The organism is Streptomyces sp. NPDC044063, assembly GCF_056434285.1.
This window is the reverse complement of record NZ_JBWKFM010000055.1, coordinates 1-25,374: the sequence shown is the minus strand read 5'-3', so window position 1 is coordinate 25,374 and position 25,374 is coordinate 1. Positions and strand designations below refer to the sequence as shown.

At 69.5% G+C, this 25,374-nt stretch carries 20 protein-coding genes and 3 pseudogenes; 8 read left to right on the top strand and 15 right to left on the bottom strand.

The window, feature by feature from the left end; genetic code table 11:
• Nucleotides 1-314, bottom strand: a pseudogene (locus AC07BS_RS34650) (GNAT family N-acetyltransferase); the annotation flags it as partial.
• Between the two features lie 76 nt (nucleotides 315-390).
• Between AC07BS_RS34650 and AC07BS_RS34645 the strand changes: the two are divergent.
• Nucleotides 391-1,173, top strand: coding sequence for an aminotransferase class IV (locus tag AC07BS_RS34645; protein ID WP_478935527.1), 783 nt, complete (start codon nucleotides 391-393; stop codon nucleotides 1,171-1,173).
• A gap of 251 nt (nucleotides 1,174-1,424) precedes the next feature.
• Here the strand turns inward: AC07BS_RS34645 and AC07BS_RS34640 are convergent, their stop codons facing one another.
• A complete protein-coding gene (locus tag AC07BS_RS34640) occupies nucleotides 1,425-1,805 on the bottom strand; it encodes a hypothetical protein (protein WP_478650893.1) in 381 nt (126 codons plus the stop codon).
• 687 nt (nucleotides 1,806-2,492) lie between these two features.
• On the opposite strand from AC07BS_RS34640, the gene AC07BS_RS34635 reads away from it, so the two are divergent.
• On the top strand, nucleotides 2,493-3,623 hold the full coding sequence (locus AC07BS_RS34635; RefSeq protein WP_478935525.1) for an FAD-dependent oxidoreductase: 1,131 nt from the start codon (nucleotides 2,493-2,495) through the stop codon (nucleotides 3,621-3,623).
• Between the two features lie 241 nt (nucleotides 3,624-3,864).
• Here the strand turns inward: AC07BS_RS34635 and AC07BS_RS34630 are convergent, their stop codons facing one another.
• Together AC07BS_RS34630 and AC07BS_RS34625 are read right to left on the bottom strand one after the other, a co-directional pair.
• Nucleotides 3,865-6,000 (bottom strand): NACHT domain-containing protein, encoded by a 2,136-nt coding sequence (locus AC07BS_RS34630; RefSeq protein WP_478935524.1) that lies wholly within the window; start codon nucleotides 5,998-6,000, stop codon nucleotides 3,865-3,867.
• Between the two features lie 384 nt (nucleotides 6,001-6,384).
• Nucleotides 6,385-7,117 (bottom strand): annotated as a pseudogene (locus AC07BS_RS34625) (SDR family NAD(P)-dependent oxidoreductase).
• 258 nt (nucleotides 7,118-7,375) lie between these two features.
• On the opposite strand from AC07BS_RS34625, the gene AC07BS_RS34620 reads away from it, so the two are divergent.
• Nucleotides 7,376-8,455: a hypothetical protein gene (locus AC07BS_RS34620; protein ID WP_478935523.1), complete on the top strand. Its 1,080-nt coding sequence runs from the start codon at nucleotides 7,376-7,378 to the stop codon at nucleotides 8,453-8,455.
• 666 nt (nucleotides 8,456-9,121) lie between these two features.
• Here AC07BS_RS34620 and AC07BS_RS34615 read toward each other — a convergent pair.
• The 7 genes from AC07BS_RS34615 to AC07BS_RS34585 form a co-directional block, all read right to left on the bottom strand.
• Nucleotides 9,122-9,547 carry a cupin domain-containing protein gene (locus AC07BS_RS34615; RefSeq protein WP_478935521.1) on the bottom strand — a complete coding sequence of 142 codons (426 nt, stop codon included), beginning with the start codon at nucleotides 9,545-9,547 and terminating at the stop codon, nucleotides 9,122-9,124.
• A gap of 175 nt (nucleotides 9,548-9,722) precedes the next feature.
• On the bottom strand, nucleotides 9,723-10,943 hold the full coding sequence (locus AC07BS_RS34610) for a beta-ketoacyl-[acyl-carrier-protein] synthase family protein (protein WP_478935519.1): 1,221 nt from the start codon (nucleotides 10,941-10,943) through the stop codon (nucleotides 9,723-9,725).
• Between the two features lie 522 nt (nucleotides 10,944-11,465).
• On the bottom strand, nucleotides 11,466-12,107 hold the full coding sequence (locus tag AC07BS_RS34605; protein WP_478935518.1) for a maleylpyruvate isomerase N-terminal domain-containing protein: 642 nt from the start codon (nucleotides 12,105-12,107) through the stop codon (nucleotides 11,466-11,468).
• 204 nt (nucleotides 12,108-12,311) lie between these two features.
• The gene (locus tag AC07BS_RS34600) at nucleotides 12,312-14,315 is read right to left on the bottom strand and encodes a PE-PGRS family protein (RefSeq protein ID WP_478935517.1); all 2,004 of its coding nucleotides are present in this window, start codon (nucleotides 14,313-14,315) and stop codon (nucleotides 12,312-12,314) included.
• 157 nt (nucleotides 14,316-14,472) lie between these two features.
• Nucleotides 14,473-14,610 (bottom strand): hypothetical protein, encoded by a 138-nt coding sequence (locus tag AC07BS_RS34595; RefSeq protein ID WP_478935516.1) that lies wholly within the window; start codon nucleotides 14,608-14,610, stop codon nucleotides 14,473-14,475.
• Between the two features lie 220 nt (nucleotides 14,611-14,830).
• On the bottom strand, nucleotides 14,831-15,985 hold the full coding sequence (locus tag AC07BS_RS34590; protein WP_478935515.1) for an oxygenase MpaB family protein: 1,155 nt from the start codon (nucleotides 15,983-15,985) through the stop codon (nucleotides 14,831-14,833).
• A gap of 508 nt (nucleotides 15,986-16,493) precedes the next feature.
• Nucleotides 16,494-16,856: a peptidoglycan-binding domain-containing protein gene (locus AC07BS_RS34585; RefSeq protein WP_478935514.1), complete on the bottom strand. Its 363-nt coding sequence runs from the start codon at nucleotides 16,854-16,856 to the stop codon at nucleotides 16,494-16,496.
• 194 nt (nucleotides 16,857-17,050) lie between these two features.
• Between AC07BS_RS34585 and AC07BS_RS34580 the strand changes: the two genes are divergently transcribed.
• Nucleotides 17,051-18,010, top strand: a complete 960-nt coding sequence (locus tag AC07BS_RS34580; protein WP_478935513.1) for a D-2-hydroxyacid dehydrogenase family protein — start codon at nucleotides 17,051-17,053, stop codon at nucleotides 18,008-18,010.
• Nucleotides 18,011-18,097: 87 nt separating this feature from the next.
• On the opposite strand, the gene AC07BS_RS34575 is transcribed toward AC07BS_RS34580, so the two are convergent.
• The 4 genes from AC07BS_RS34575 to AC07BS_RS34560 all read right to left on the bottom strand — a co-directional run bounded on the left by AC07BS_RS34575 (nucleotide 18,098) and on the right by AC07BS_RS34560 (nucleotide 21,182).
• Nucleotides 18,098-18,877: an SDR family NAD(P)-dependent oxidoreductase gene (locus tag AC07BS_RS34575; RefSeq protein ID WP_478650869.1), complete on the bottom strand. Its 780-nt coding sequence runs from the start codon at nucleotides 18,875-18,877 to the stop codon at nucleotides 18,098-18,100.
• A gap of 166 nt (nucleotides 18,878-19,043) precedes the next feature.
• Nucleotides 19,044-19,340 (bottom strand): hypothetical protein, encoded by a 297-nt coding sequence (locus tag AC07BS_RS34570; protein ID WP_478650867.1) that lies wholly within the window; start codon nucleotides 19,338-19,340, stop codon nucleotides 19,044-19,046.
• A 282-nt stretch (nucleotides 19,341-19,622) separates the two neighbouring features.
• On the bottom strand, nucleotides 19,623-19,913 hold the full coding sequence (locus AC07BS_RS34565) for a hypothetical protein (protein ID WP_478650865.1): 291 nt from the start codon (nucleotides 19,911-19,913) through the stop codon (nucleotides 19,623-19,625).
• 168 nt (nucleotides 19,914-20,081) lie between these two features.
• Complete coding sequence (locus AC07BS_RS34560) at nucleotides 20,082-21,182, bottom strand: calcium:cation antiporter (RefSeq protein ID WP_478650863.1); 1,101 nt, start codon at nucleotides 21,180-21,182, stop codon at nucleotides 20,082-20,084.
• 338 nt (nucleotides 21,183-21,520) lie between these two features.
• Between AC07BS_RS34560 and AC07BS_RS34555 the strand changes: the two genes are divergently transcribed.
• The 4 genes and pseudogenes from AC07BS_RS34555 to AC07BS_RS34540 form a co-directional block, all read left to right on the top strand.
• Nucleotides 21,521-22,243 (top strand): transglycosylase SLT domain-containing protein, encoded by a 723-nt coding sequence (locus AC07BS_RS34555; RefSeq protein WP_478935511.1) that lies wholly within the window; start codon nucleotides 21,521-21,523, stop codon nucleotides 22,241-22,243.
• A gap of 313 nt (nucleotides 22,244-22,556) precedes the next feature.
• On the top strand, nucleotides 22,557-23,618 hold the full coding sequence (locus AC07BS_RS34550) for an asparaginase (protein WP_478651189.1): 1,062 nt from the start codon (nucleotides 22,557-22,559) through the stop codon (nucleotides 23,616-23,618).
• 66 nt (nucleotides 23,619-23,684) lie between these two features.
• The gene (gene aspA / locus AC07BS_RS34545; protein WP_478651191.1) at nucleotides 23,685-25,118 is read left to right on the top strand and encodes an aspartate ammonia-lyase; all 1,434 of its coding nucleotides are present in this window, start codon (nucleotides 23,685-23,687) and stop codon (nucleotides 25,116-25,118) included.
• 71 nt (nucleotides 25,119-25,189) lie between these two features.
• Nucleotides 25,190-25,374 (top strand): annotated as a pseudogene (locus AC07BS_RS34540) (NAD-dependent malic enzyme); the annotation flags it as partial.

Genomic DNA, 25,374 nt, shown 5'->3' with positions numbered 1-25,374 from the left:
CCGAACACCATCAACGAGTACCCCCACACCACGAGTCCCATGACTTCCGCAGCGGCACCCAGAGACAGCGCCGCCTCAGCGACCCACTCGAAGCTCTCGGGCACACCCAGCTCACGCTGGCGCGCGCGGACACGGGCCACGTCTTCACGACCGGCCGTGCCAGGATGGCCGAGCGCCGGGCGGGCGTAGTACGGCCAGGTGCCCCGACCCTCCTGCACGAACAGGGTCAGTGGACCGAAGTCCTCGGCCCGGGCACCGGTGCGGGGGACGGCGTCGTAATACGCCTCCAGCTGGGCCAGCTGCTCGGAGAACACAAGGGCATCCAAGCAGGTGAGGTCATGGTCTGCCACGGGATTCCGCGCGTGGCAGCCTCGGACTGACAATTACCCCATGGCCAACGTCAATGGATCACCCGTATCCGTCGAGCACATGATGTCCCTCGCCCTGACGAACTACGGGCATTTCACCACCATGAGGGTGGAGAACGGGGCGGTCCGCGGGCTTTCACTGCATCTCACGCGGCTCGTACAGGACTGTGCCACGGTCTTCGCGGCGGAACTCGACACCCAGCGCGTCCTGCGCTACGTGCGGCAGGAAGTCGGCCGACGGACCGACGCGCTGACCATCCGCGTCACCGTCTTCGCCCCGGACCTGGACATAGCACACCCTGCCGGAAAGGCGGAGCCCCACCTCCTGGTGACCACTCGTCCTGCAGGTGCCCTCGCTCCGTCTCCCCTCCGTGTCACCTCCCTCCCCTTCGGTCGCGACGTCGCCGCCGTGAAACACGTCGCGCAGTTCAGCCAGCTCAGACTGCGGCGTCAGGCGCAGCTCGCCGGGTTCGACGACGTCCTGTTCACCGAACCCGACGGCCGGATCTCGGAAGGCTGCACGTGGAACATCGGCTTCGTGGACCGCTCCGGTCAGGTGGTATGGCCGGACGCCGACATCCTGCCGGGCGTGACCATGCGTCTGCTGCAAGATGCCCACGACCCGGGCACCATTCGGACCGTCCCGGTCAGTGAACTTCCCTCTCTGCGCGCCGCCTTCGCCACCAACGCAGCCATTGGCGTGCGCGCCATCCGTGCGATCGACGAGGTGAGGTTCCCGGACCACGACACGGTGCTCACGGCTCTCAGGGATACCTATGCCGCGCTCCCGGCGGAACCCCTGTAAAGAATGAGTGCCGACCTCGCGAACCCTGTTATTGCTCAGTCGTCGAGCCCCCGGGGCAGTTCTCGAACCATCCAGATACCTGGCGATGGGGAGAACTTGGGCACCGAAGATCAACGGTTTACCCGGCGCCACTCCACGACTGCCTGACAGCCAACCCCGTCGCACGCCCACCATGTGCCCGATAAGCGGGACGACGGCGGTCTTGTGCTCCCGAGCAGTTGCCCGGGAGCACAAGACCGCCGGCTCGTCATTCATTTGGTGTCCAGCCACCACCAATGGCCGTGGGCCTTGCACCGGTACTCGCTCCACTCGTGGTGTTGCTGACCATGATTGCCCGCCGCGTAGCAGCACTCCTGGTCGTGGTAATACTTGCCACGCGTTGTCCAGTTCGACTGCGCCAGATCGTCGTCCGACGTGTTCACGGTGGTGCTGGTCGTGCTAGGCGAATCCGGCGACGGGACCGCAACGGCCGCCCCCGACGTTCCGGCCAGCAGCACCGCCGCCGTGACCGCCATCGCTGCCGGGGTGAGGCGAAATGCCCTCGATTTCATTGAGGTTGCCTCTCTTCTCAGGACCTGTCCTGATAGTGCGCCCAGACCGACCTCACCGTAATAGGCGTGCAGGAGCGCCACCCTCAGAGCGTCCCGCGCGGGCGGGTCCGTACTTCACGCGGCGTGAGGAACGGGGCAGGCCACCAGCCGACAGCCCCCACCCCTGACTCGGGGCGGCGCTCCACCGCGAATGAGGACGGCGACGCAGCCGACGGCTGGCAGCGGGTTGCCGACGTCGATCCGGCCCCCGCAGCCGTACCCGCCAGACCGGTGTGTACCCAAGCGATCGCCTCGGACGGCTACGCCGCGCACTCGCCGCACTCCAGGAGGTGGCACCGCCGCGCGCACTGGGCCCGGCGCAGGCCGGCGACGTCGTCGCCGCGGTCACGGCCGGAGCACTGTGGCAGATGGTCGGCCCGGCAATCGGACCGCGCCGCCTCTACGAATCGGACCCGGATCCCGCCCACGCCATCATCGGCATCGCCCCGCCTGACCGGCATGCTCAAGGCACTGTCGCGCGGCTACAGCGCCGGCAGCGAAGCCGAGTAGGCGGATCGGGTGCCGCCCGCGCCTGCTCGCCCTGGTCAACGGCTGGTGCTTCGGTATCCGGCCATGCGGAAGTCATCACTCGGCCCGCTCGACCGATCCGCGGTATCGGCCGTCCATCGGAGCTGTCGGTCCGCTGTCGGCGGTTCATCGGCAGGTTCAGGCACCTTTTCAGGGACGGTCGGCCGGAGTTCGCCGGCGGCCCGACTCTGAGGAGTGATCATGCACACCCCAGTCACGATCATCGGCGCCGGACTCGGTGGCCTCACGCTGGCCCGCGTCCTGCACATCCATGGAATTCCGGTCACGGTCTACGAGGCCGATACCTCCCCGTCGGCGCGCGCGCAGGGCGGGATGCTCGACATCCACGACTACAACGGGCAGATCGCCCTCGAGGCAGCCGGTCTGATGGACGAGTTCCACGCCATCGTCCTGGAGGGCCGCCAGGCGATACGGGTTCTCGACCGGGACGGGACCGTCCTGCTCGACCGACCCGACGACGGCACGGGGGGACGCCCCGAGGTGATGCGCGGGGAGTTGCGGCGGATCCTGCTCGACTCGCTCCCGGCCGGCACGGTCCGTTGGGGACACAAGGCCGACGGGGCTCGTGCCCTCGGGGAGGGCTGTTACGAGGTGACGTTCGCCGACGGCGGCACCATCGTCACCAGCCTGTTGGTCGGCGCGGACGGCGCGTGGTCACGAGTGAGGCCGCTGCTCTCCACCGCCATACCCGAGTACGCCGGCACGTCGGTCGTCGAAACCTACTTCTTCGACGCCGACGCCCGGCACCCGGCCGCCGCGAAAGCGGTCGGCGGCGGGATGATGATCGCGGCCTCGCCGGGCAAGGACATCTTCGCTCACCGGGAACGCGGCGACACCCTGCACGTCTACGTGGCACTGCACAAGCCGCAGGACTGGTTCGCCGCCGTCGACTTCACCGATGCCGCCGCAGCGACCACACGGATCGCGCAGGAGTTCGATGACTGGGCGCCGGAACTCACCACGCTGATCACCGCAGGCGACACCGCGCCGGTCCTGCGCCCCCACTACACCCTGCCGACCGGGCACCGGTGGGACCGGGTACCGGGAGTGACCCTGCTCGGCGACGCCGCCCACCTCACCGTTCCCAACGGCGAAGGCGCCAACCTGGCCATGCTCGACGGCGCCGAGCTCGGCGAGGCCCTCGCCGCGCACCCTGACGACGTCGAGGCCGCGCTCATCCAGTACGAGCAGGCCATGTTCCCCCGCAGCGCCGAGACCGCCATCTTCGAAGGGGCCGAGGTCCACGGCATCGACTCCGACCACAACACAGCGCGCGCCCTGATCGACATGATGATGGAGAACGGTCGCTGAGGCCGCTCAAGTCCCGCACCGGGGCTCACAGTGGCAGGTCTGGCGACCCTCCGGGCAGGTCTCGGGTCCGGCGCGACCACCGAGTGGTGTCGTCGGTGAGCGTGTAAATACGGCGCGCGCCCCCGAGGGCCCGCACACCGACAGTCCGCCCGGCTCAATCTCGCGGCGGTCGACCATCACGGGGAGACGTTCCGCTCCCGCAAGCCCTCGGACGGGGCCGTGCCGGCTTCCTGACCTCGTGTCACGTGGTGGTCGCTCGTGCGGAGCTGGAACGGTCCGGTGGCCGTCCCGTGCGTGGGCTCGGAAGCCCGGGGTGGGTGGCGAGGTGCTGCTGGAGGCGGGCGTGGCGGAACTGGTAGCCGGGGCCGATACGGCGGAGGATGCCGAGCCGGTGGGCGTCGGCGAGGAACGCCTGCAGCCGCCAGGGGAGCTTGCCGCGAGCGGCGGGCAGCAGGCGGGCGACGGTGTAGTGGGGCCAGGAGTGAGCAGCCAGAGCGATGGTGATCCCGATGAGGCCGCCGTGAAAGAGACCGACCACGGCCGCGAACACCGTGGTACGCAGCGGATCGGACGGGGTCCAGGGCCCGACTCGCATGGCGCCGTCGGGAACGTTGAAGACCACCGCGCAGGCGGCTCCGCTGATCAGCGAGATCAGGCGATCCGCTTGAATGGAGGACTTGGCGGTGGCCACGTCGTCAGCAGAGGACGGGTTTCTGGCCCAGTCCAGTGCGGCCAGGCTCACCCCCGCCACGGCTCCGATCACCAGACCCCATGGCGTGATTCCGGCCGGCAGGACGGCCTCGTACCCGGCAAGCGCGTAACCGGCGAAAATGAACTCACTGATGGCGGTGACGCCGATGACGAGAACGAGTGCACGCAACAGTTGCCTGCGCCAGCGTCGCCGGTCAGGCCGGCTTCGGCTCGGTGTACGGGGAGGGGACGGCAGGCCGACGCCCAGCATCACGAGCCACAGACTGAAACAGAAGAAACCGATGGAGGCTACTATCACCGGCGCGGAGACGCTGCCGTAGTAGCACCACGAGGCCGGTGGAATCGCGAACCCTGCGGACAGGGCGACGACAGCGGCCACGGCAGACGCACGGGTCAGGCCGCGTTCCCGCGTGGTGATCAGGCCGCTGAGACCCAGCATGGGAACGACGGCAAGGGGTTCGAGCAGCGACAGGGGGAACCACCGCAGGGCCTCAGGCCATGAAGGCGCGTCCAGGACAACCACCAGCAGCGACGTGGTCAGCAGAAGGCCGACGCACAGGATCGAAGCCCACGTCCATGCACGCCGCCATGGTCCGGCGAGGGCCGGAGTCCACCGGTACAACTGCCACCACATCAGGTCATAGGTGCCCTGCGCATGCATTCCCGCCGCGAGATGAGCGAGATAGCCCTGGGCCTGCCGGGGTTCCCAGCTTCGGGCGGGGCACTGTCGTTGGGCCCTGCGGTAGAGGGTCGGGACCAGCGCGCCGAGGAGGTGGCGCTCGATGTCGGCGGGTGCGGAGAAGCGTCGGGTGTCGATGAGTTCGGCGGGATCGCCGTCGTTGTCGGCATAGACGGACCGGGCCAGGGCCACCATCAGCGGGCTCGTCAGCGCCTGGGCGGCAGGGGCCTGCGGATGGCGCTCGAGATGAGCCCCCAGGGCGTTCCAACCGTGCTGACGGGATCCCGGTGGTGTGGCCAGCCTCAGGAGGGCGAGGGCATCACTGGTCCGTACGGGCGCGGGCTCCAGGACCGCAGCTCCGGTCAGGATGCCGCTTTCCGCCACGGCTCGCACATAGTCGGCGGTGCGGCAGGTGAGGACGAGAGGGGTGTCGGACGGCAGCGTGTCGTTGAGGGAGGCCAGGGCTGCTGCCCGCCGTCGTTCGGGGAGCTCGTCGAGACCGTCGAGGACGGGGATCAGCCGGTGCTCGGTGAGGAGGTCCTCGATGACACTGGCACCGTAGTTCTCGGTGTCGGCTATCGCCGGGTAGTCCGCGGCGATGCGGCGGCGCAGCCAGGTCCCGGCACTCTCACGCGCGGGATCGAAGGAGGACAGCGAGAAGAGCATCGGCACCGGATCGCCGGTGGTACGCGTGCGCAGCAGGGTGAGCAGGAGCAGAACGGCGAAGGTCGTCTTCCCCGATCCTTCCGACCCCAGGATCACAAGGCGGCGACGCGGAAGCGAACCGAACGCCGTGGCCAGATCCTGTGGGTCACCGGTCCGGCAGACCACGGACGTGCCCACCATCCGGCGATGGTCGGACACTCCTGGGTGGGGACAGTCCGACCAGGCCAACGGCAGCGGCGCCGGATCGTACAGCTGGCGGAGGACCGCCTCTTCCTCCCACTGTCGGCGGACAGTACGAGCCAATACCTCGGCAGCATCCACGACTTGCTCACTGCTGGAGTGCGCACGGCCTCTGCCGGCGCGCCAGGCCCACATGGACAGCGCTCCGAACAGGGCGACGACGGCACTCAGCACCGCGGCAGCGGCGGAGATTCGCGCAGGGTCCCTCAGCGGCCACATCAACAACCCACACACGACCGTGGCGCACAACGCCCAGGTCACCGTCCATCGCCAGCGCATACAGAGCGTAACGACCTGCGGTGGGCCGCAGTCACAGCGGCGGCTTTCGGTTTTCTGTTCCAGGCCATCGCGACGTCAAAGACACGCACCGTGTTCCCGCGGTGAGCGGACGGCCCTGCCAAGCCGGCGCCTCCAGGTCGAGCCCAGCCCAGGAACGCTCGTTCGTCGGTGCGCGCGTGCCTGGGGCTATCCGGGGATGGCGCGAGGGTTGACGCCGGTCAGGTCACAGCTCGCGTCCCACAACCGCGAGGCGATGGAGGTGTCGGCGAGATGGTTCCACACCCGTTCACGTCGGGGCTCGCCGCGGAGGCCGAAGACGCGTGGTCCCCACAGCTGGCCCCCGCGCACGCTACATCTGTGCCAGCTTGGAGCGTCCGTAGGTGCGCTTGGGTCGGTAGTCGTTCCGGGACTGCAGGTCGTCCAGGTCGAGCGGTTCGGACTTCGCCGCGAAGCTGCCCATGGTCACGACGCGGGCCGCCGGAGCAGCCGACAGCAGCGGCATCAGCCACCGGGTCAACGCAAAGTGCCCGAGGTGGTTCGTGCCGAACATGAGCTCGTGGCCGTCCCCGGTCTCCTTGCGCGGCGGGTCATCCAGCGCGACACCGGCGTTGTGGACCACCGCGTCGAGGCGTTCCACCTCCAGTGATTCCTCGACTGCTCGCAGCGACGGGAGGTCGGCGAGGTCCAGCCGCACGGCCCGTACCCGCGCACCGGCAACACGCGCACGTATCGACGCCATGGCGTCCTCGGCCTTCGTGGGATTCCGGCTGCCGAGTACGACTATTGCCCCGGTTGCCGACAGCTGCTCCGCGACGAAATACCCGATGCCGGCATTCCCGCCGGTGACCAGGAAGACGCTGCCATCGGCACGCGGCAGCCGTTGGACACTCCAGGGCGGGGTGGAGGTTGCGGACGACATGGCGACGGGACTCCCTTGCTGGTGACGACGGCCGCTGCTGCTTGCCGGGCGACTCCCCATCCACGGTTCCAGCGGCCACCGACATGTCGCCTATGGAGCACCGACAGTGCCGCCGGACGGCCGGTATCCCGCAGGGCCGGTTCAGGCGGCGCCGCGACGGGCGGCCTCGTCCGGGCCTCGCCAGGCGGCGAGTGATCCCTTGTCAGTGGCGTGTGGCAAGGTCTGTCGCACGAGCACGGCACGGAACGAGGAGTGCGAATGACGGGGGCCTGGGACGAGGCGCGCGTGATGGAGCTGGCGCGGCGGCTGAGGGAGGCGGCGACCGGCGGCTGGAGCGAGCCGGCGGTGCGGGCAGTGGTCGAAGGGCTCGGCTGGCAATGGTGGGACGGCGACGCCGGACCGCGGCTGGTCACGGGGCAGGAGTCGGACGCGTCCCCGCAGTGGGCGCCCCGGTTGCGCCCGGTGGGCCGCTTCGAGAAAGACTACGCGCACAGCGGTGAGGACTACGTGGGTCTCTACGTGCCCGTCGCGGTGCCGCAGGGCGGTGCCGCGGAGAAGGCCGCGGCCTTCCGGACGGTCGCCGAGGCGCTCACGCAGGAGTTCGGTCCCGCTCCCATCATGGGCGCGTACGGTGACCCCGGCCCGTTCTACGACTCGGCTCCCTTGTGGGGCAGTCCCTTCCTGCGTTGGCGCGGGCGGGAGGACACACTGGAGCTGCACGCCGGCGAGCACGGTCCCGAACTGCTGCTCCAGCCGACCGATCCGGTGGAGAACTGGTTCTGGCGGCAGGGTCACGGTGAGCACTACGCCGTCGGCGGATTCTTCGGCTCGCGCCGCGACCCCGCCAACGCGGGCCTGGGTTTTCCGGGCCGCTGGCGCACCGACGACTGGGAGGTCTTCTCCCACGCCCTCGGTGACTTCCTCCACACCCTCCCGGCCGAGACCCACGCCCTGGGCATCGAGCTGGATCTGGGCTTCCACGCCCTGGTGCCCGGTACCTATGGACCGATCCTGTTCCACCTCGCCTGTGGCGAACGACTGGAGATCGTCTACGACCCGGAACCGCTCGGGGAGGGCATCACCGATCCCAGTTCCTTCGGCTGGATCGCGCACGCCACCCGCCCGGCCGCCTTGGATCACTGGGTCGAAGTCCCCTATCACTCAGGAGACTACGGTGTCGGCGAGGTGGACGGCCGCCGGCTGGCCCGGATGATGGTCGACACCCTGCGCGACCTCGGCGTGGCCTCCCCCAAGGACCTCAGTCTGACCGACCACGCGCAGCAGGTCGGGGACTACCACGTCGATTACTACGGCCTGACCCTGCAGGAGAACCCGTAGCCATGGCGTGGCGGTGACATACCGCCACAGTGAACGGCTGCGCCATCTGCTGTCCCCGCCCGGCCAGGGACATATGGCAGATGGCGCAGCCGTCGCCCGGCTCCTCGTCCAGGCTGTGCGCTGCCCGGCTCAGCCCGTCTGTGCGCCCGCCTGACCCTTGATTTTGCTGGGTTTTCCGGGAATCGTGTGAGCGACAGCTTCGGTGGGGGCTGAGGTTGCTTTTCGGAAGCAACACGCACAGCGAGCTGCCGCGCGCAGGCGATTGATTGGGCGTTCCGGAATGACCTGGTATCGGTCAACGGCGCTTCTTTGTCTTCTTCCTCTGCGGCCGGTTCCACTCGCCGCGGTGGATCTGGCAGCGCGAGTAGCCGATCATTGCAGGGTTCTGGCACGGCTTGCCTGTCACTGTTTTGGTCGAGCCGCACTTGACTTGTTTACCCATGCCCTCTCTCAGCCTTCCCGACAATGCATCAGGAAAATGATTGCAGGCCGGAATCGCATGCCACGCTCGCTCCTGCTGCTCTCGGCCAATTTCAATTCATTCAAGGCTGAATCCTCCCCGTTCCGTGTCACTGCCTCACCCTTGGGTCACAGGCGCGCCAGAAATATCGTTCCTCTCCCCTGGTGACGTTCCCGTCCCCCTTGCTACGACGCGCTCGCCGTCCGCTACGAACCGACGGCACTCGTCCCGGCCGTGAACGGGCGAGCTCGATCAGCACCGCCCTGATCGCCGTCCGCCTTGTAGCCAGGGACGGAGGGCCAGCGGACTGTCAGCACGACGGACTCCTCCTCCGCGTACCAGGAGTGGTCGACGCCCCGGCCCCACACGACGTAGTCACCCTGCCGGGCAAGGAGGACACTGCGACCGGGCAGCTCCACCCGGAAACGGCCACTGATCAGGACCAGCAGTGCGGTGCGCTCCTCACCGGTCACCCACTGCGCCCGCTCGTCGCCTCGCGGGTGGACGCCCCACTTGATCTCCACGGTCTCGCTGTGCCGGGGGTCGGCAGCGTCCTTGAAATGCCCCAGCAGCCATCCTCGATCCAGTGCCGCGTCCCTGCCGGCGTTTCCCACATACACACCGTTGTCCATGGCATCGGAACGTAGCAGGCAAGGGCGTGGCGGTTGCGGCATCCCGGCTGTCCCGGGATGAACACCGAAGACGCTCGGGTCACCAGACGGTCAGTGGAACAGGACGATGAGGGAAGCGAGGAGAAGCGCAGCTGAAATTGAGCTCCCCAGGGCCCGACACCGGGCGCCGGCGGCGTCAGTCCTCTCGGGTGAAGACAAGGCTCACGTTGTGCCCGCCGAAACCGAAGGAGTTCACCAGGCTCGCCGACCAGGCCCCGGCCCGGCTCTCGCCGCGGACCACGTCCAGGTCGACCGCCGGGTCGAGCGTGTCGAGATTGCGAGTGGGAGGCAGTGCCCCGTCCTTGAGTGTGAGCAGTGCCGCGATGGCCGACACGGCGCCGGACGCTCCCAGCATGTGACCGGTCATCGACTTCGTGGCGGTCACCGCCGCGTGAGCACCGATCGCCTTCGCGACCGCCTCCGCCTCGGCCAAATCCCCGGACTCGGTGGAGGTGGCGTGTGCGTGCACGTTGTCGATGTCCCGCGGCGCGAGGTCCGCGTCGCGGAGAGCCGTACGGATGGCGTGGACCTGTCCCTCGGCGTCCGACGCGGTGATGTGGTGCGCGCTGGAGGAGACCGATGCCCCGGCGAGCCTGCCGTACGTACGGACCGAGCGGGCACGCGCGAACCCGGCGCGTTCCAGGACCACCACACCCGCGCCCTCGGCCATGACGAAGCCGCTGCGGCCGGCGTCGAAGGGACGGGATACCGCTGCCGGGTCCCCGTCGTCCGTGGACAGGGCCTTCATCTGCGCGAACGCGGCGACACAGAACGGGTGCAACGATGCCTCGACGCCGCCCGCGACCACGACGTCGGCCCGCCCGGCCCGGATGAGATCGAGTCCCATCGCGATGGCCTCCGCTCCGGACGCGCAGGCGCTGACCGGCGTCCTGGCACCGCCCCGTGCGCCCAGGTCCATGCTGACCCATGCCGCCGGCCCGTTGGGCATCAGCATCGGCACCGCGAACGGGGAGAGCCGGCGTGCCCCCGACCGCTCGTAGATGTCATCCTGCGCGAGCGTGCTGAGGATGCCGCCGGTTCCCGTACCGATGACGACGGCGAGCCGCTCGGGCTCCACCCCCGGCCGACCCGCGTCCCCCCACGCCTCGCGTGCGCTGATCAGCGCCAGCTGCTCACACCGGTCCAGCTTGCGGGCCTCCACCCGGTCGAGCAGGTCCGTCGGCTCGACGGGGAGCCTGCCGGCCACGCGCACCGCCAGGTCCGGCGCCCACTCCTCCCCCAGCCTCGTCACACCGGACTCCCCGGCCAGCAGGCCCTTCCACGAACGTGCCGCACCGACACCGAGAGGCGTCATCGCCCCCATGCCCGTCACCAGCACCTCATTGCTGAAGCTCATCCTCGCCCCTCGATGTGCAAGTAGGAAGTCGACAAGGCGTGGCAGTGTTGCTCACGCCCCGTCAGGTCCTCATAGGAGAGACACTGCCAGCATGTTCCTGTGATGTTCGCTCGGCCCTGACCACCGAATCGCCGACAGGATTCTGTGGGATCACCACAATGCGGAGGCATGGGGCAATGATCGCCTGTCATTCCCCGCAGCTACGCTGGGCGGCCATCGAACGCTGGACGGTCGCCGCCGAGGTGTTTCTACGCCCGGACGCCGCCGACCTGCACCTGGCCATGTACGGGGCGGAGTTCCGCAGTACGGGGCTGGCGGGCTGCAAGGGCTGGTTCCACCCCGGCGTCACCGGACGGGACCGGGCTCCGGCCCTCGTCCGCCAGGCTCTGGGGCGGATGCATCTGGCTGCGGCCTGGGCAGCGGTGGAGCGCCATGCGCGCGGAGACTTCACCCGCTGCTCGGCGGGCGGCCGGGCCGGGAGACCGCCGCCGCCTGAACGACCCGAGGGGCGGCCGCAGAACGTCAGAACGCGGCGATCGAGGCCGGGGCGCGTTCGGCCCGGGTGAGGGCGCGGAGCACCGCGGCGGTGCCGTGGCGGCGCCGTGCCAGCCGGGTGAGGAGCGCGAAAACGGTGTCCATGGCGCGTTCCGGGAGCTCGGGCGCGGACACGCCGACGCTGACGGCGAGGTCGTCGTTGTGGACCGCGATCTCCATCATGCGGGTGATGAGCAGGTCGTCGAGGCGCAGCGACCACGGTCCCCACAGGTGGATGCGGACCGGCCGGTCCGCATCCACCGATCCCAGCAGAGCGGGCAGTTCCTCAAGGGCAGAGGCGACGCGCGCTTTCAGAACGGCGTGGCCGTCGTCGGCGATGTCCTCGCCGTCCTGCCGGATACGGACGTTGGCGCGGGCATCGTGTGCGGCACCGATCCAGCCGACGCGGGAGTAGTGGCCAAGGAGGGAGACGACCGGCTCCTGCGGTTCCGGACCCGTCAGAGCCGGGGCGACGCAGAGGACCTGATAGGCCAGGTGCCCGGCGAGACCGCGCACCCTGAAGCCGGGCAGCGCACTCGGGCTGTCCCAGGCGGCGCCGACCGCCTCCTCGCGCAGCAGCTCGGCGGCGGCGCGGACGGTGGACAGGAAGTCGTCCTGGATGCCGGTCATACGGGCAGCGTCCCACGCCGGCCCGCCGTCATGTGCGCTCCGGACAACAGTGGGCCGAAGTGCGCCACAGCGGACCAGGAGAATCCACGAGTAGGTGAGCAGGCTCGCGACCTGAAGCAGGAAGCCAAGGGTTGCGCACGATGCGGCGCATCGTGATGGCCTCGGCGCCGCAAGACGACGTGGAGGAGTCGTCGGTCTACCGGCTCATGGCTGCTGCGTGGCGTCGTCCGGAAACTGGATCCGCTGGAGCATCCGTTCCATGACGGGAAGGGGCAACGCCGGGTGCTGGGCCGCGTCTTGCGCGGTATCGGTGTCCTGAAGCAGCCGGATGAGCACCCGCGCGGGCAGTGCGGGGTGCCGGGCAGCCGCATGGCGCACTCGTTCGTGCGGGTCGTCGAGCAGCCGCACGGCCGACGCGGGTGTCAGCCGGGGGTCGGTCGCGGCCCGGTGTCGGACTTCCTCATCGCTGTCCCGGCTGAACCGCTCGACCAGCTCGGTCGTCGATTCCGGGTCGTCCAGGGCCAGTCGGCGCATCCGTGGGTTCGGGTCGTCGGCGTAGCGGAGCAGGTCGCGGCGGGGGAAGTTCGGGTGACCGTGGGGGCGGTCGGGGACGCTGAGACTGCCGGTCCACCACTGCCACACCCTCAACAGCATGTCCGTCGGAGCGTCGTCGCAGGATTCCGCGAGGAAGAGCTGGACGACTCGGTCCTCGTCGCGGGCGAGGTGTGCGACGACGTCCGGTGGGAGGTGCCGGGCCCGGGCGACGCTCCTGCGCACGAGGGGGTGGGCGGAGGCGGCCAGGCGGCGCATGGCGCCGGGATCCTGGTGAAGGGCCACGACCCAGTCGAGCGGACCGTAGTGGCCGCGCGGGTCGAAGTCGATGGGGATGCCCGCCCGCTGTTCCTCGGTGAGGTCGGAGCGCGTCGCCACCACGGAACGGACGTTCTCGTCGGGGTCCTGAGCGAGGAGGCCGACCAGGTCCGGGTCCAGGTGCGGGTTGCCTGCCAGGGAGCAGCGCTGAGCCGGATCGGCGTGGTGGGCCAGGTGTTCGGCGAGGTCGCGCTCCAGACGGCAGATGGCCGTCGCGCGGTCCTGGAGCTCCGGGATGTCGAAGACCGATCGGGGCATCGGGTGCTCCTGGTGGTACTGGAGCAGCGCCTCCATGCGGACCTTGCCCGAAGGGTCGTCCAGAAGCGCGCGCCGGGCCGTAGCGTCCAGACGGGGCCAAGCCCTCCAGCAGGCCTGGGCCCGTACGGACGGGTCGACGTCGGCGGCCAAAGTGGTGAGCATGTGTACGGGCAGTCCGGGAAGGCGAGTGGCCTCTTCGCGGACCCGTGCGGAGCGGTCCGCGGCGAGCTGCTCGTAAGCGGCGTCGGTGAGGTCGGCACGCCGGTCTGCCGCGAGCATGGTGAGGATCCACCGGTGCCGGGATTCCTGTTCGCCCAGGATCAAGCGGGCCCACTGCTCAGCGGTGATGTTCGGCTGGGCCTCGGCCAGCAGCTGCCGCAGCTTCCACTCCGGGTGGACCATGGCCGCCTCGACGACCGCCGTCGGCAGTGGGCGCCACAGGAGGAAGTGCGACAGGCCCAGGAGGCGAGCGCGGAGGTCGTCGGGTGTGGCCGGGTTGAGGGCCAGCCCGTGCGCCCACGTCTCGCGCAGCCTCGCCGACGGCTCCGGTCCCTGAAGCAGTGCCGCCCAGGCGGTTTCCCGTCCCTGAGGGGTTTCCTGGGCCGCCACCCGCGCGGCTGTCTCCTGGTGCTCGGCGAAGTGGTCCAACAGGGTGAGCCGGACCTCGTCCTCCTCCGTCGTCACCCCGATCAGGGTGTCGCCGTCCGTCGCGAGGGTGACGAACGCCGGCTGCCCGGGCCGTTCGCCGAGGAGTCCGGCGAGGTCCCACTGTTCGGTGAGCCGCACCCGTGTCCAGCGCCTGGGTGCGCAGCCCGTCCAGTCGCCGGCGACATCGATCAGGAATGCGCCGTCCTCGCCAAGGATCCCGTTGCCGACCGCGAGCCGGTGCCAATGTGCGTTGAGCTCGGCGACCAGGTCTGGCAGGTCCTCTCGTAGGGACACGGTCGGCTCGGCGCCGCCCGAGATGACCGGCCGCCAAGCGGCTCGGGGCGGCGGTACCTCCTCGATCCGCCAGTCCCCCACGACTTCCAGTCCCGCGCGTCGTAGCAGCTCTATGAGCCTGTCTCTCCCACTCGTCATGGGAAGCCATCCTGCCCGACGCGGCTCTCCGTCCTGTCCCCGACCGGTGGGGTGCGAAATGTGTGGCTGCCTGTGGCACGGCTCGCGCGGCGGTCGGCGGCCGGATCGCGTGCGTGCCGAATGACTGTGACCAGCACCTCCCATGCAGAGCCAGTCCTCAAAAGGGACGAACCTGGCAAGCGAAGCTCGCCTGCCGGTGCCGCAGGTAGGCCGGATCGGTGAACCCCGGATGCTCCGGGGCCGCATCCAGCCGACCGTCGGCCGCGATCGGGGTGCGCAACTGAATGTCGGTCACGAACCGATGCTGCCACCGGCGAGCACCACCGAACCGGCCACTCGCTGGCCGGCCTTCGCGCGGGACTCGGCGTCGGTGGTAGTTCTCGCGGAGAGATCGATGTTGTGCCACTGCTGAGCCTCTGACCTGCCGGTTTTCATCATCGGCCGTTGTGGGCCTTGAGTCAGGTGGTTCGCCGCGCCCCTTGCGGGGCGCGGGTCCCCCGGCCGCTCGCGGGGAGTCAGCGGGTGTCGCCCAGTTCCTGGTGCATCTGGGGCTGGTCGTCCTGGTCGTGGGTGAGTGCGTAGCGCTCGACCTCGTTGAACGCCTTGGACGCGATGCCGATGATCTCCTTGTAGGGGTTGACGCCGGTGATCTTCCCAGCACTGCCGCCCAGGAGACCGCCGCCGAGGCCACTCACCACGCCGTGGCCGGTGGCGAGCGGCTGGGCGGCGAGGTCGAGGACGCCCTTGGGCAGTCCGGCCATGTCGGCGTACTTGTCGGTGAGCGCGTGGCGGACCATCGCGACGAATGCGTCGTGGACCGGCCCGGGGTAGAACTTCTTGTAGAAGTCGAGGGCCTGCTTGGTCATGAACACGCCGTCGTCGGTCTTCTTCCACTCGTTGTCGCGCACCTTCTTCCACAGGCGCGTGGTCTCTTCGGCGTCCTTGGACACCATCCACTTCTCCGGGGTGCCGAGGTAGTGGTTGACGTAGTACCAGGCGCGCATGAAACCATTGGCGTCGTCCTTGGAGACGTCGATGCCGAGGTTCTTCATGGCCTCGAGGATCTGCACGCTGAACACGCAGATGGCACCGGTGGTGTACTTCTGCGGGACCGGCTCGCCCCACTTGGCGTAGTCCCACACACCGCTCCTCTTGTGGAGCTGGCGTACCGAGGCGTGGACCAGACGGACCTTGGTGACGTTCGCCGCGAGGGTCCCGTCACGCGTGGCGCCGGCGTTTCCCATGTCGATGAACAGCCGCGAGGACTGCGACAGGCGCCGGCCGGGGCCGTCGACCCCGCCGAGGCGGCCAGTGGAGCGCAGGGTGAACGCCCCGGCCGGGGAGAGGTAGGTGCCGATCAGACCGACGGTGCCCTGGAGCATGGACGCCTCGCCGTGGTGGTGGCGGAAGAAGCCCTCGACGGCGGTGGAGTCCGCGTCCGTCCAGTCCGGAGGCGGCGTCTCGGCCTGCTTCAAGAACTCCGCCAGCCGTGGCGGCAGGTTCGAGTGGTCCTGGCCGGGCTTGAGGGTGCCGATGGTGCGGAAGAGAGCGTTGACCCCGTCCACTTCCTTGTTTTCGATCAGATCGGACACCAGCTGGTCGGCCGGCGGATCACCGGCCTGGTTGGCGAGCTCCAGCTCCTGCTCCACGTTCTGGGTCGTCAGAGGCACAGGGAATTCCTTCTTCCGTTCGAGGGAGCGTCCACTGGTCGCGTGGCGGCGTCCGCACCGCCGGCGTGGTGTTCGGACAGAGAAGACCAGCGAACAGGAGCATGCTTTCCGGCCCTGTCGGCGTCGCACGGCGAGAGGGAAGAGAAATCGTTCCTTCATCACCCGAACGAGAGCTTTTAGCCCACTCGGCCCTGTCGGGGATCGGAACGACCTGTAGCGACATCGCTCAACACATCAGCGGTGAGGTGCGCGTGAGAGTGGCCGTTGGGTGCAGGTCTCTCCGCCGGGGAGGGACCGGTGGGAGCCGTTAACGGTGGCGGGAATGCCCCACGGCATTTCCGCCACCGTCGTCATCCGAGATCAACGGGCTGGACGGCATCCCCGTGTGATGACATTGGGCGCGCATGTGCCGCTATCAATGCCGTCGGCGTTCCCCCGCCGGCGCCGGTGGCGGAGCCGTCTCCGCCACCGGCCTCCCGCCCCAGGGTCTACGCGCACAGCCGCCGGATCAGCTGTGGCGCAGCTCGGCCCAGGTCTCGGAGCCGATGATTCCGTTGGAGGGAAGTCCGCGCTTGTTCTGGAAGGACTTGGTCGCGCGCTCCGTCAGCACGCCGAAAACGCCTTCGGTCTCACCGTCCTCGGAGTCGTCGAAGGACGGCCCATAGCCCCAGAATTTCAGGAGGCACTGCGCCTCCTTCACAGCGGCACCCCGGCTGCCGACCTCGAGAACGGGAAGCTTCTCGATGTAGTCGTAGCACTGCAGGCCCTCAATGTCGGCCGCCGAAGCAGTTCCGGCGGTAAAAGCCACGCCGCCGAGAAGCAGTGGGGCAACGAGCGCCGCGGAAGCGGCTAAACGCGTGAATGAATTCATGGTGAAACTCCTCATGTTTCGTCTGATGTCCCGATGTGGGACAGGCTTTGAGCCTATTGATCACCATCGCCGGGCGCACCTGATTTCCCGGCCCTCGAGAAACAGACGCCAGGCTCAGCCCGGCACCGCGCGTATGCCGGCCGAAGCGGCCCTGAGATGATCAAGACTCACGATCATCGAGGAAGAAGGCCGACATGAAACTTCGCTGTGCCGTGCTCGACGACTTCCAGTCCGTCGCGACCGCCGTCACCGACTGGTCGCCCGTCGCCGATGAGGTGGATGTCGTCACCTTCGCCGAGCACTTCGCCACCGAGGACGAACTGGCGGCCGTGCTAGCCGATTTCGACATCGTCGTCACCCTCCGCGAACGCGTCCCCTTCCCGGCGACGCTCCTCGCCCGGCTGCCCCGGCTGCAGCTCCTCGTCGCCTCGGGCATGCGCAACTCCGTCATCGACTTCGCCGCCGCCACGGAACACGGCGTCACCGTCTGCGGCACCGCCAGCTCCTCCACGCCGCCGGTCGAGCTCACGTGGGCGCTGCTGCTGGGCCTCGCTCGCGGGATCGTCACGGAGTCCACCGCTGTGCGTACCGGCGGGCCCTGGCAGTCGACGGTCGGCGCCGACCTGTACGGGCGCCGACTCGGGCTGCTCGGACTCGGGAAGATCGGCAGCCGCGTCGCCCAAGTGGGCCTCGCCTTCGGCATGGATGTCGTGGCCTGGAGCCGGAACCTCACCGTGGAACGCGCCGCCGAGGTCGGAGTCGGACGCGCCGCGTCCAAGGAGGAGCTGCTGGAGACCAGCGACTTCGTCTCCGTCCACCTGACGCTGAGCGACCGTACGCGGGGGCTGCTCGGCGCGCGTGAGCTGAGCCTCATGAAGCCCACCGGCTACTTGATCAACACCTCCCGGGCGGCCATCGTGGACCAGGCCGCCCTGCTCGCCGCGCTGCGCGAGGGCACCATGGCCGGAGCGGGTGTCGACGTGTTCGACATCGAGCCCCTGCCCGCCGACCATCCCATACGGACGGCGCCGCGCCTCCTGGCGACCCCGCATCTGGGATACGTCACCCACGGCAACTACCGGACGTACTACGGCCAGGCCGTCGAGGACATCCAGGCGTTTCTCGCGGGGTCCCCCGTGCGCCGGCTCAACTGACCCGGGACGCCGGGCGGAAGGCGACGGAAGCCGGCACGGCACACCCCCGGAGGCGTGGGCTGCTTCCGGGGGTTCTCGCAGCGGGGCTCAGTGCACCGAGAAGCCACCGTCGACGAAGATCGCCTGGCCGGTGACGTACGCGGAGGCGCGGCTCGCCAGGAACACCGCCGCGCCGGCGAAGTCCTCGGCGAGCCCGTTGCGCCCGACCAGCGTCCGTGCTGCCAGTGCCGCCACCTTCTCGGGGTCGGACGACAGACGCTCGTTGAGCGGCGTCATCACGAAGCCCGGTACGAGCGTGTTGCAGGTGACGCCATGGGGCGACCAGGCCTCGGCTTGCGAGCGGGCCAGGGACTCCAGCGCGCCCTTGGAAACGCCGTACGCGCCGCTCTGGACGAACGCCCGGTGTGCCTGCTGGGACGTGATGTGGATGATTCGCCCGAAGCCCCGTTCGGCCATGCCGGGACCGAATCGCTGCCCCAGGAGGTAGGGCGCCTCCAGGTTCACCGCCATCGTGGCGTCCCAGACGTCCTCGCCCAGCTCGGCCATGGGCGGCCGCAGGTTGATCCCGGCGCAGTTGACGAGGATGTCGGGCTCCCCGAACACCTCGGCCGCGCTGTCGGCGGCGGCGCGCACGCCGTCGCGGGTGCTCAGGTCGGCGCTCACCCAGCCGGCCCGGCAGCCACGGTCCGTCAGCTCCGTGACCGTGGCGGCCAGCTCCGCCTCCCTGCGCGCCACCACCACGACGCTCGCCCCCGCCGCCGCGAGAGCCCCGGCCACGGCCCGGCCGATGCCTGAGCTGCCGCCGGTGACCACGGCGACCCGGCCGTCCAGGGAGAACAGTTCGGAGAGATAAGCCTGTGATGTCATGACCGCACCCTAGACACCGGCTGTGGGACCACTACCGGCCGGGTCGGAGCAGCGCAGTTGCCCGCCCCCCTCCCCAACCGTGGGAAGGCGATGGGGAGGCATGCCCCCAGGGGGCATGTACGTGTCGGAGGCGGGCGTCACCAGCTCTGTTCGGGAGTGGCGTGCGTCAGCGCAGGACGACGTTGTAGGCGGGGGTGATGTCGGGCTGGAGGTCGGCGTAGCCGAGGTCGGCGAGGATGGGGCCGAGGTGCTGGGCGAAGGCTTCGAGGGCCTCGGACGACTCCCAGACGTCGACGACCCGCCAGCCGCCCTCCACGGGCCCCGCGATGTGTGCGAGCAGTCCGGGCACGGGCAGGTCGGCCGGTGAGGTGAAGCCTTGGCCGTTGGTGATGCGGGTGATGCAGTCGTCGTAGAGCTTCTGCCCGGCGGCGCCTTCGACCTGGAACGTGACAACTATCGCCATAGTGGCCTTCCCCTGTTTCCCCGAGATTCGTGGTCCTGAGAATGCGTGTGCCGTACGACGCCCACGATCTCCCAGGACGCCGTCGGGGTCACCCTGGTGGGCGACGGCTCATCGGCGCATCAGGAGCTGATCCGGGCGGACCGGGCGCGGGTACGAGCGCGGCGTGCTCGACTCCCGGTGCCGGTGCGACGCCGAGAGCCGCGATGGGCGCCCTGCCCCGGATGCCAAAGCCGCGGTGACGGCGCGACTGCCTTCACCGCGGCCGTCCCGCTCACCGGGCGCTCAGCCGAACATCACACTGTGCGGAGCAGCGCCGCCGAAGGTCACCGATGTGTTCGGCTGCATCGTCAGGGCTGACCCCTCGCAGCCCTGCTCGGCGAACACCGTCGCCCTGGTGTTCGTGTGGTTCGTGGCGCTCCTGGCCCCGCTGACCAACAGGAAGCACTCGCCGTTCTCGGGGTTGTGCAGTGTGAAGTCGTCCCCGTTCACATTGACGTAGGTGAAGTCTCCGGTGGCCGCCTGGGCGCTGGTGGACAACCCGGTGAACAGCGCGAGAGCGGCGCCGAGAGTCACGGCTGTCCTTGCGACGTTCCTCAGTGGCTGCATGACATTTCCCCCTGTGTGCCTGCGGGCCTGGATTGCCTCTGGCCCTACAAGAGTCGTACATACCGACCATGTCCTTGAAGCGCCGGCAACTGTTCCCACCCGAACGGATTACCGCATGGCTGAGGCCGGGCGCGCTCAGGGAGTGAGGGCGAGTTCGATGTAGGCGGCCAGAAGGGAGAGGTGCACGCCGCTCTGAAGGAGGGTCGCGCGGCCCGGCACCACCGTGAGGGTGCCGACGGTGATCGTGAGGGCGAGCAGGACCGTATGAGTGGCCCCGAGGCCCAGGACCAGTGGGCCCTTGAGCCATAGAGAGGCGATGGCGACCGCGGGAATGGTCAGGCCGATGCTGGCCATCGCGGAGCCGAGGGCCAGGTTGAGGCTGGTCTGGATCCGGTCGCGCCTGGCCGCCCGTACAGCGGCGATGGTCTCGGGCAGCAGGACCAGCAGGGCGATCACGACACCCACCACCGACTGCGGCAGACCGGCCCCGGTCACGCCCTGCTCAATGGTGGGCGACGTGACCTTCGCGAGCCCGACGACCGCGATCAGGGCCAATCCCAGCAGCGCGAGACTGGCACGCGCGGCGCGCGCCGTCGGCCGCGCCAGGTGATCCTCGACGTCGATGACCTCGCCGGTACTGGTCAGCGGCAGGAAGTAACTGCGATGCCGCACGGTCTGGGTCGCGACGAAGAGCCCGTAGAGCACCAGCGCGGCCAGAGCCGCGAAGGCGAGCTGGGCCGAGGAGAACTGCGGACCCGGGCTGCTGGTGGTGAAGGTGGGCAGGACCAGGCTGAGCCCCGCGACCGTCGCCACCGTCGCCAGCGCCGCACCGGTGCCCTCGGCGTTGAACACGGCGACACGCCGTCTGAGCGTGCCCACCAGCAGGGACAGCCCCACGATGCCGTTGCATGTGATCATCACGGCGGCGAAGACGGTGTCGCGCGCCAGTGTGGCTCCCTTGCCACCGCTGTCCGCCATGAGGGTGACGATCAGGGCGACCTCGATGAGCGTCACCGCCAGGGCCAGGACCAGGGAGCCGAACGGTTCGCCCACCCGGTGCGCGATCGCCTCCGCGTGGTGCACAGCCGCCAGCACCGCTCCCCCCAGGCAAATGCCCACCAGTGCCATCACGCCCGCCGGCGGCTCACGCCCCCAGGTCGCGGCCAGGACTCCGACCGCTACCACCGGCATCAACACGTACCACCGCGCGACCGACCACCGCACACCCGCCTCCATGAGCACGAGTCTGCGCCGCCGCCCGGCCCGACGCACCACGAGCGTACACAGCCCGTCACCTTCCGTCAGCGAACCCGGCTCGGGCTGTGAGGCCCCTCATGGGGCCTGCGTCACATACGAGGGTGGGTCGTAGGGCCGGAGGTCCCGAATAGGGCATTCCGGGGCGTTGGGGTGGGAGTTTTACGGGGTTTGGTCGTAGGTCACACCCTTTGTCAGGGGGTTTTCGGGCCGCTAACAATGGCTGGGTCGCACGGCGCCGTCGACCGAGAAACGGCGCTTCTCTTATGCGCCACGTCCGGCCACTGCGACACAAGCGATCGGAAAGGGTTTAGTTCCTCATGCGTTCCACCGTCTCCGGCTATACCGCTCTGTCCAAGGCCCACAAGTTCTCCGCCGCCGGTCTCGTCACCGCTGCTGGTGCCGCCGCGCTGACGTTCGCGCTGGTGCCGCAGGCCTCCGCCGCCGACACCCACACCACCGCTGGTGTGAAGACGGTGGCGCTGAGCGCGCAGGAGTTCGGTGTGACGCAGGACGGCGAGCTGGCCAAGGCCGCCGACGCCGCCGCCACCAAGGCGGGCGTGGACGCGAAGGCCGCGAAGACCGGTGCCGAGGCGAAGGCCAAGGCCGACCGTGAGCGCGCCAGCCGTTCCACCGAGCGCAAGGCCCTCAAGCCCACCCCCGCCGCCAAGCCCGCCGCCAAGGCTGCTGCCAAGCCTGCCGCTCCGGCGAAGAAGGCCTACGCGGACAACCTGGACGGCTGGATCAGCGAGTCGCTGGACATCCTGCACTCCAAGGGCATCCCGGCCTCCTACGAGGGCATCAAGCGCAACGTGATGCGTGAGTCGACCGGTAACCCGCGTGCGATCAACGACTGGGATGTCAACGCCGTCAACGGTGTGCCGTCCAAGGGTCTGCTGCAGATCATCGACCCGACGTTCAAGGCGTATCACGTCGAGGGCACGTCCTGGGACATCTACGACCCGGTCGCCAACATCACCGCGTCCTGCAACTACGCCGCCGACAAGTACGGCTCCATGGACAACGTCAACTCCGCGTACTGACCAAACCCAGAACTGCGGAAACCACACATCACGCGCGAGGGGCGCAGCACCCACAAGGGAGCTGCGCCCCTCGCGCATGCGCCGCCTTCTTGGGGCCCGCTCGGACAGATCGGCCGGACGGTGAAGCGGCCTCGCGTCGGAGCTCGCGCAAGATTTTTTCGTCGCTTCGCACCAGCGCGCAGTTTTCCGCCACGCTTCCCCGCTCATCCCGCTCTTTTCAGCGATCCAATTGCGCGCGATTCGTCCTATTGTTCCCCTGCCCGGTCGTCGCATCCCTGTCGACGGCTGTAGTGATCTTGAGAAGGGCGGGCACGTGGGACAGGTCGTCGTCATCAGCACCGGCGGAACGATCGCCAGTCGCTGGCAGGGTTCCGGTTTCGCCGCCGACGCGCGGGGCGGGGACGTCCTGGCCACGGCCGCGGTGCCCGAGGGCGTCTCGGTGCGGGTCGTCGATCTGATGAGCGTGAACAGCGCCCGTCTGACCACCCGCGACCAGCTCGCCCTGCTGCGGACCGTTCACGACGTGCTCGCCGATCCCGGTGTCGACGGCGTCGTGGTCACACATGGGACGGACACCCTGGAGGAGTCGGCCTTCCTGCTCGACCTCCACCACGACGACCCCCGGCCGGTCGTCTTCACCGGCGCCCAGCTCCCGCTCGAGGCCGCCGACGGTGACGGTCCGCGCAATCTCCACGACGCCCTGCTCGCGGCGGGCTCGGCCGACCTGCGCGGCCACGGCGTCCTGGTCGCCTTCGACGGCCGGATACACGCGGCCCGCGGCACGATAAAGGTGCAGACCCTGGCGGCCGACGCCTTCGCGGACCCCTCCGGCCACCCCCTCGCGGACGTCAAGAACGGTCGCGTCCTCGTCCACGGGCGGCCCGAGCGCCCCGCGGCGCTTCCCCTGCCGGCCGGCGGTGAGCCCCTCCCCCGCGTCGACATGGTCATGCACCACTGCGACGGCGACCCGCTGCTGTTCGACGCCGCCGTGCAGGCGGGCGCCCAGGGCGTCGTCCTGGTCGCGACGGGCGCGGGCAACGCGACCCCCGAGATCGTCGCCGCCGTCAAGGCCGCTGTGGCCCGCGGCGTACTCGTCGCACTGACCACCCGCGTCCCCTCCGGCCCGGTCGCTGAGATCTACACCCAGGGCGGTGCCGTGGACCTCGCGGCCGCCGGAGCCGTACTGACCGGCACCCTGCGCGCCGGTCAGTCCCGGATCGCCGTGCTCAGCGCGGTGCTGGCCTCCCCCGACGCGGACGAGCGGACGCGCGCGCTGCGGCAGCTCGTCGCCGCCCCCGCTGCCCTCGCTGCTCTCGCTGTCCCCGGAGTCGAGCCCTCCGCGCCTGGACCCGAGCCCGTATCCGCCTCCGCGTAGACGACTCCTCTTCCTGCCGTTCGTCTCCCTTCTCCTCTCCCCCGCCTCACTCGATCGGATCCCGCTATGCCCGCCCCCGCCACCGGTCCCTTCCGCAGCGAGCACGACCTCCTGGGCGACCGCGACGTCCCCGCCTCCGCCTACTACGGGGTCCACACACTGCGCGCTGTGGAGAACTTCCCCATCACCGGGACTCCCATCTCCGCCTACCCCGACCTCGTCTCCGCCCTCGCCTCCGTCAAGCAGGCCGCGGCCCTCGCCAACCGGGACCTCGGCCTCCTCGACGACCGCAAGGTGGACGCGATCGTGGGAGCCTGCGAGGAGATCCGCGCCGGCCAGTGGCACGACCACTTCGTCGTCGACGTCATCCAGGGCGGCGCCGGCACCTCCACCAACATGAACGCCAACGAGGTCATCGCCAACCGGGCGCTGGAACTCCTCGGCCACGAGCGCGGCGCCTACGGGCACCTGCACCCGCTGGAGGACGTCAACGCGGGCCAGAGCACCAACGACGTCTACCCGACCGCGGTCAAGCTCGCCCTGCAGCTCGCCGCCGCCCGGCTGCTGGAGGCCATGGACGTCCTGCGCCAGGCCTTCGCGGCGAAGGCGGAGGAGTTCGCGGACGTCCTGAAGATGGGCCGCACCCAGCTGCAGGACGCGGTGCCCATGACGCTGGGCCAGGAGTTCGCCGCGTATGCCGTCATGCTGGACGAGGACCGCGCCCGCCTGGCCGAGGCCTGCGCGCTGATCAGCGAGATCAACCTCGGCGGCACCGCCATCGGCACCGGCCTCAACGCCCACCCGGACTACGCCGCGCTGGCCTGCCGCCACCTGGGCACCATCACGGGTATCCCCTTCACGGTCGCCGGCGACCTGGTGGAGGCCACGCAGGACATGGGCGCGTTCGTCCAGCTCTCCGGCGTCCTCAAGCGGATCGCGGTCAAGCTCTCCAAGACCTGCAACGACCTGCGCCTGCTGTCCTGCGGTCCGCGCGCCGGCCTCGCCGAGATCAACCTGCCGCCCGTCCAGGCGGGGTCGAGCATCATGCCGGGCAAGGTGAACCCGGTGATCCCCGAGGTCGTCAACCAGATCGCCTTCGAGGTCATCGGCAACGACGTGACGGTCACCTTCGCCGCCGAGGCCGGCCAGCTCCAGCTCAACGCCTTCGAGCCGGTCATCGCGCACAGCCTGCTCAAGAGCATCGGTCACCTGCGGGCCGGCTGCCTCACCCTCGCCGAGCGCTGTGTCACCGGCATCACCGCCAACCGCGAGCACCTCGCGCGCCTTGTCGAGCAGTCCATCGGCCTGGCCACCGCCCTCAACCCGCACATCGGCTACGAGCAGGCCACCGCCGTCGCCCAGGAGGCGCTCACCACGGGCGCCGCCGTCCACGACCTCGTCCTGGCCAAGGGGCTGCTCACCCAGGAGCGGCTGCGCGAGATCCTCCACCCGGACAACCTCGCCCGCCCCCACGCCCCGGCCACGATCGCCCGCGGCTGAGACAGTTCCCGCACCACCCCGGAACCCGTACCACCCGTACCGGTATCACCAGAGAAAGAAGAAGCACCCCCATGGCAACGGCGCCTAGCGTCTCGTACTCGATGACGGTCCGACTCGAGGTCCCCGTGGGCGGGACGGCGGTCAGCCAGCTCACCACGGCCGTGGAGTCCTCCGGCGGATCCGTCACCGGCCTCGACGTGACCGCCTCCGGCCACGAGAAGCTGCGGATCGACGTCACCATGGCGACGACCTCCAC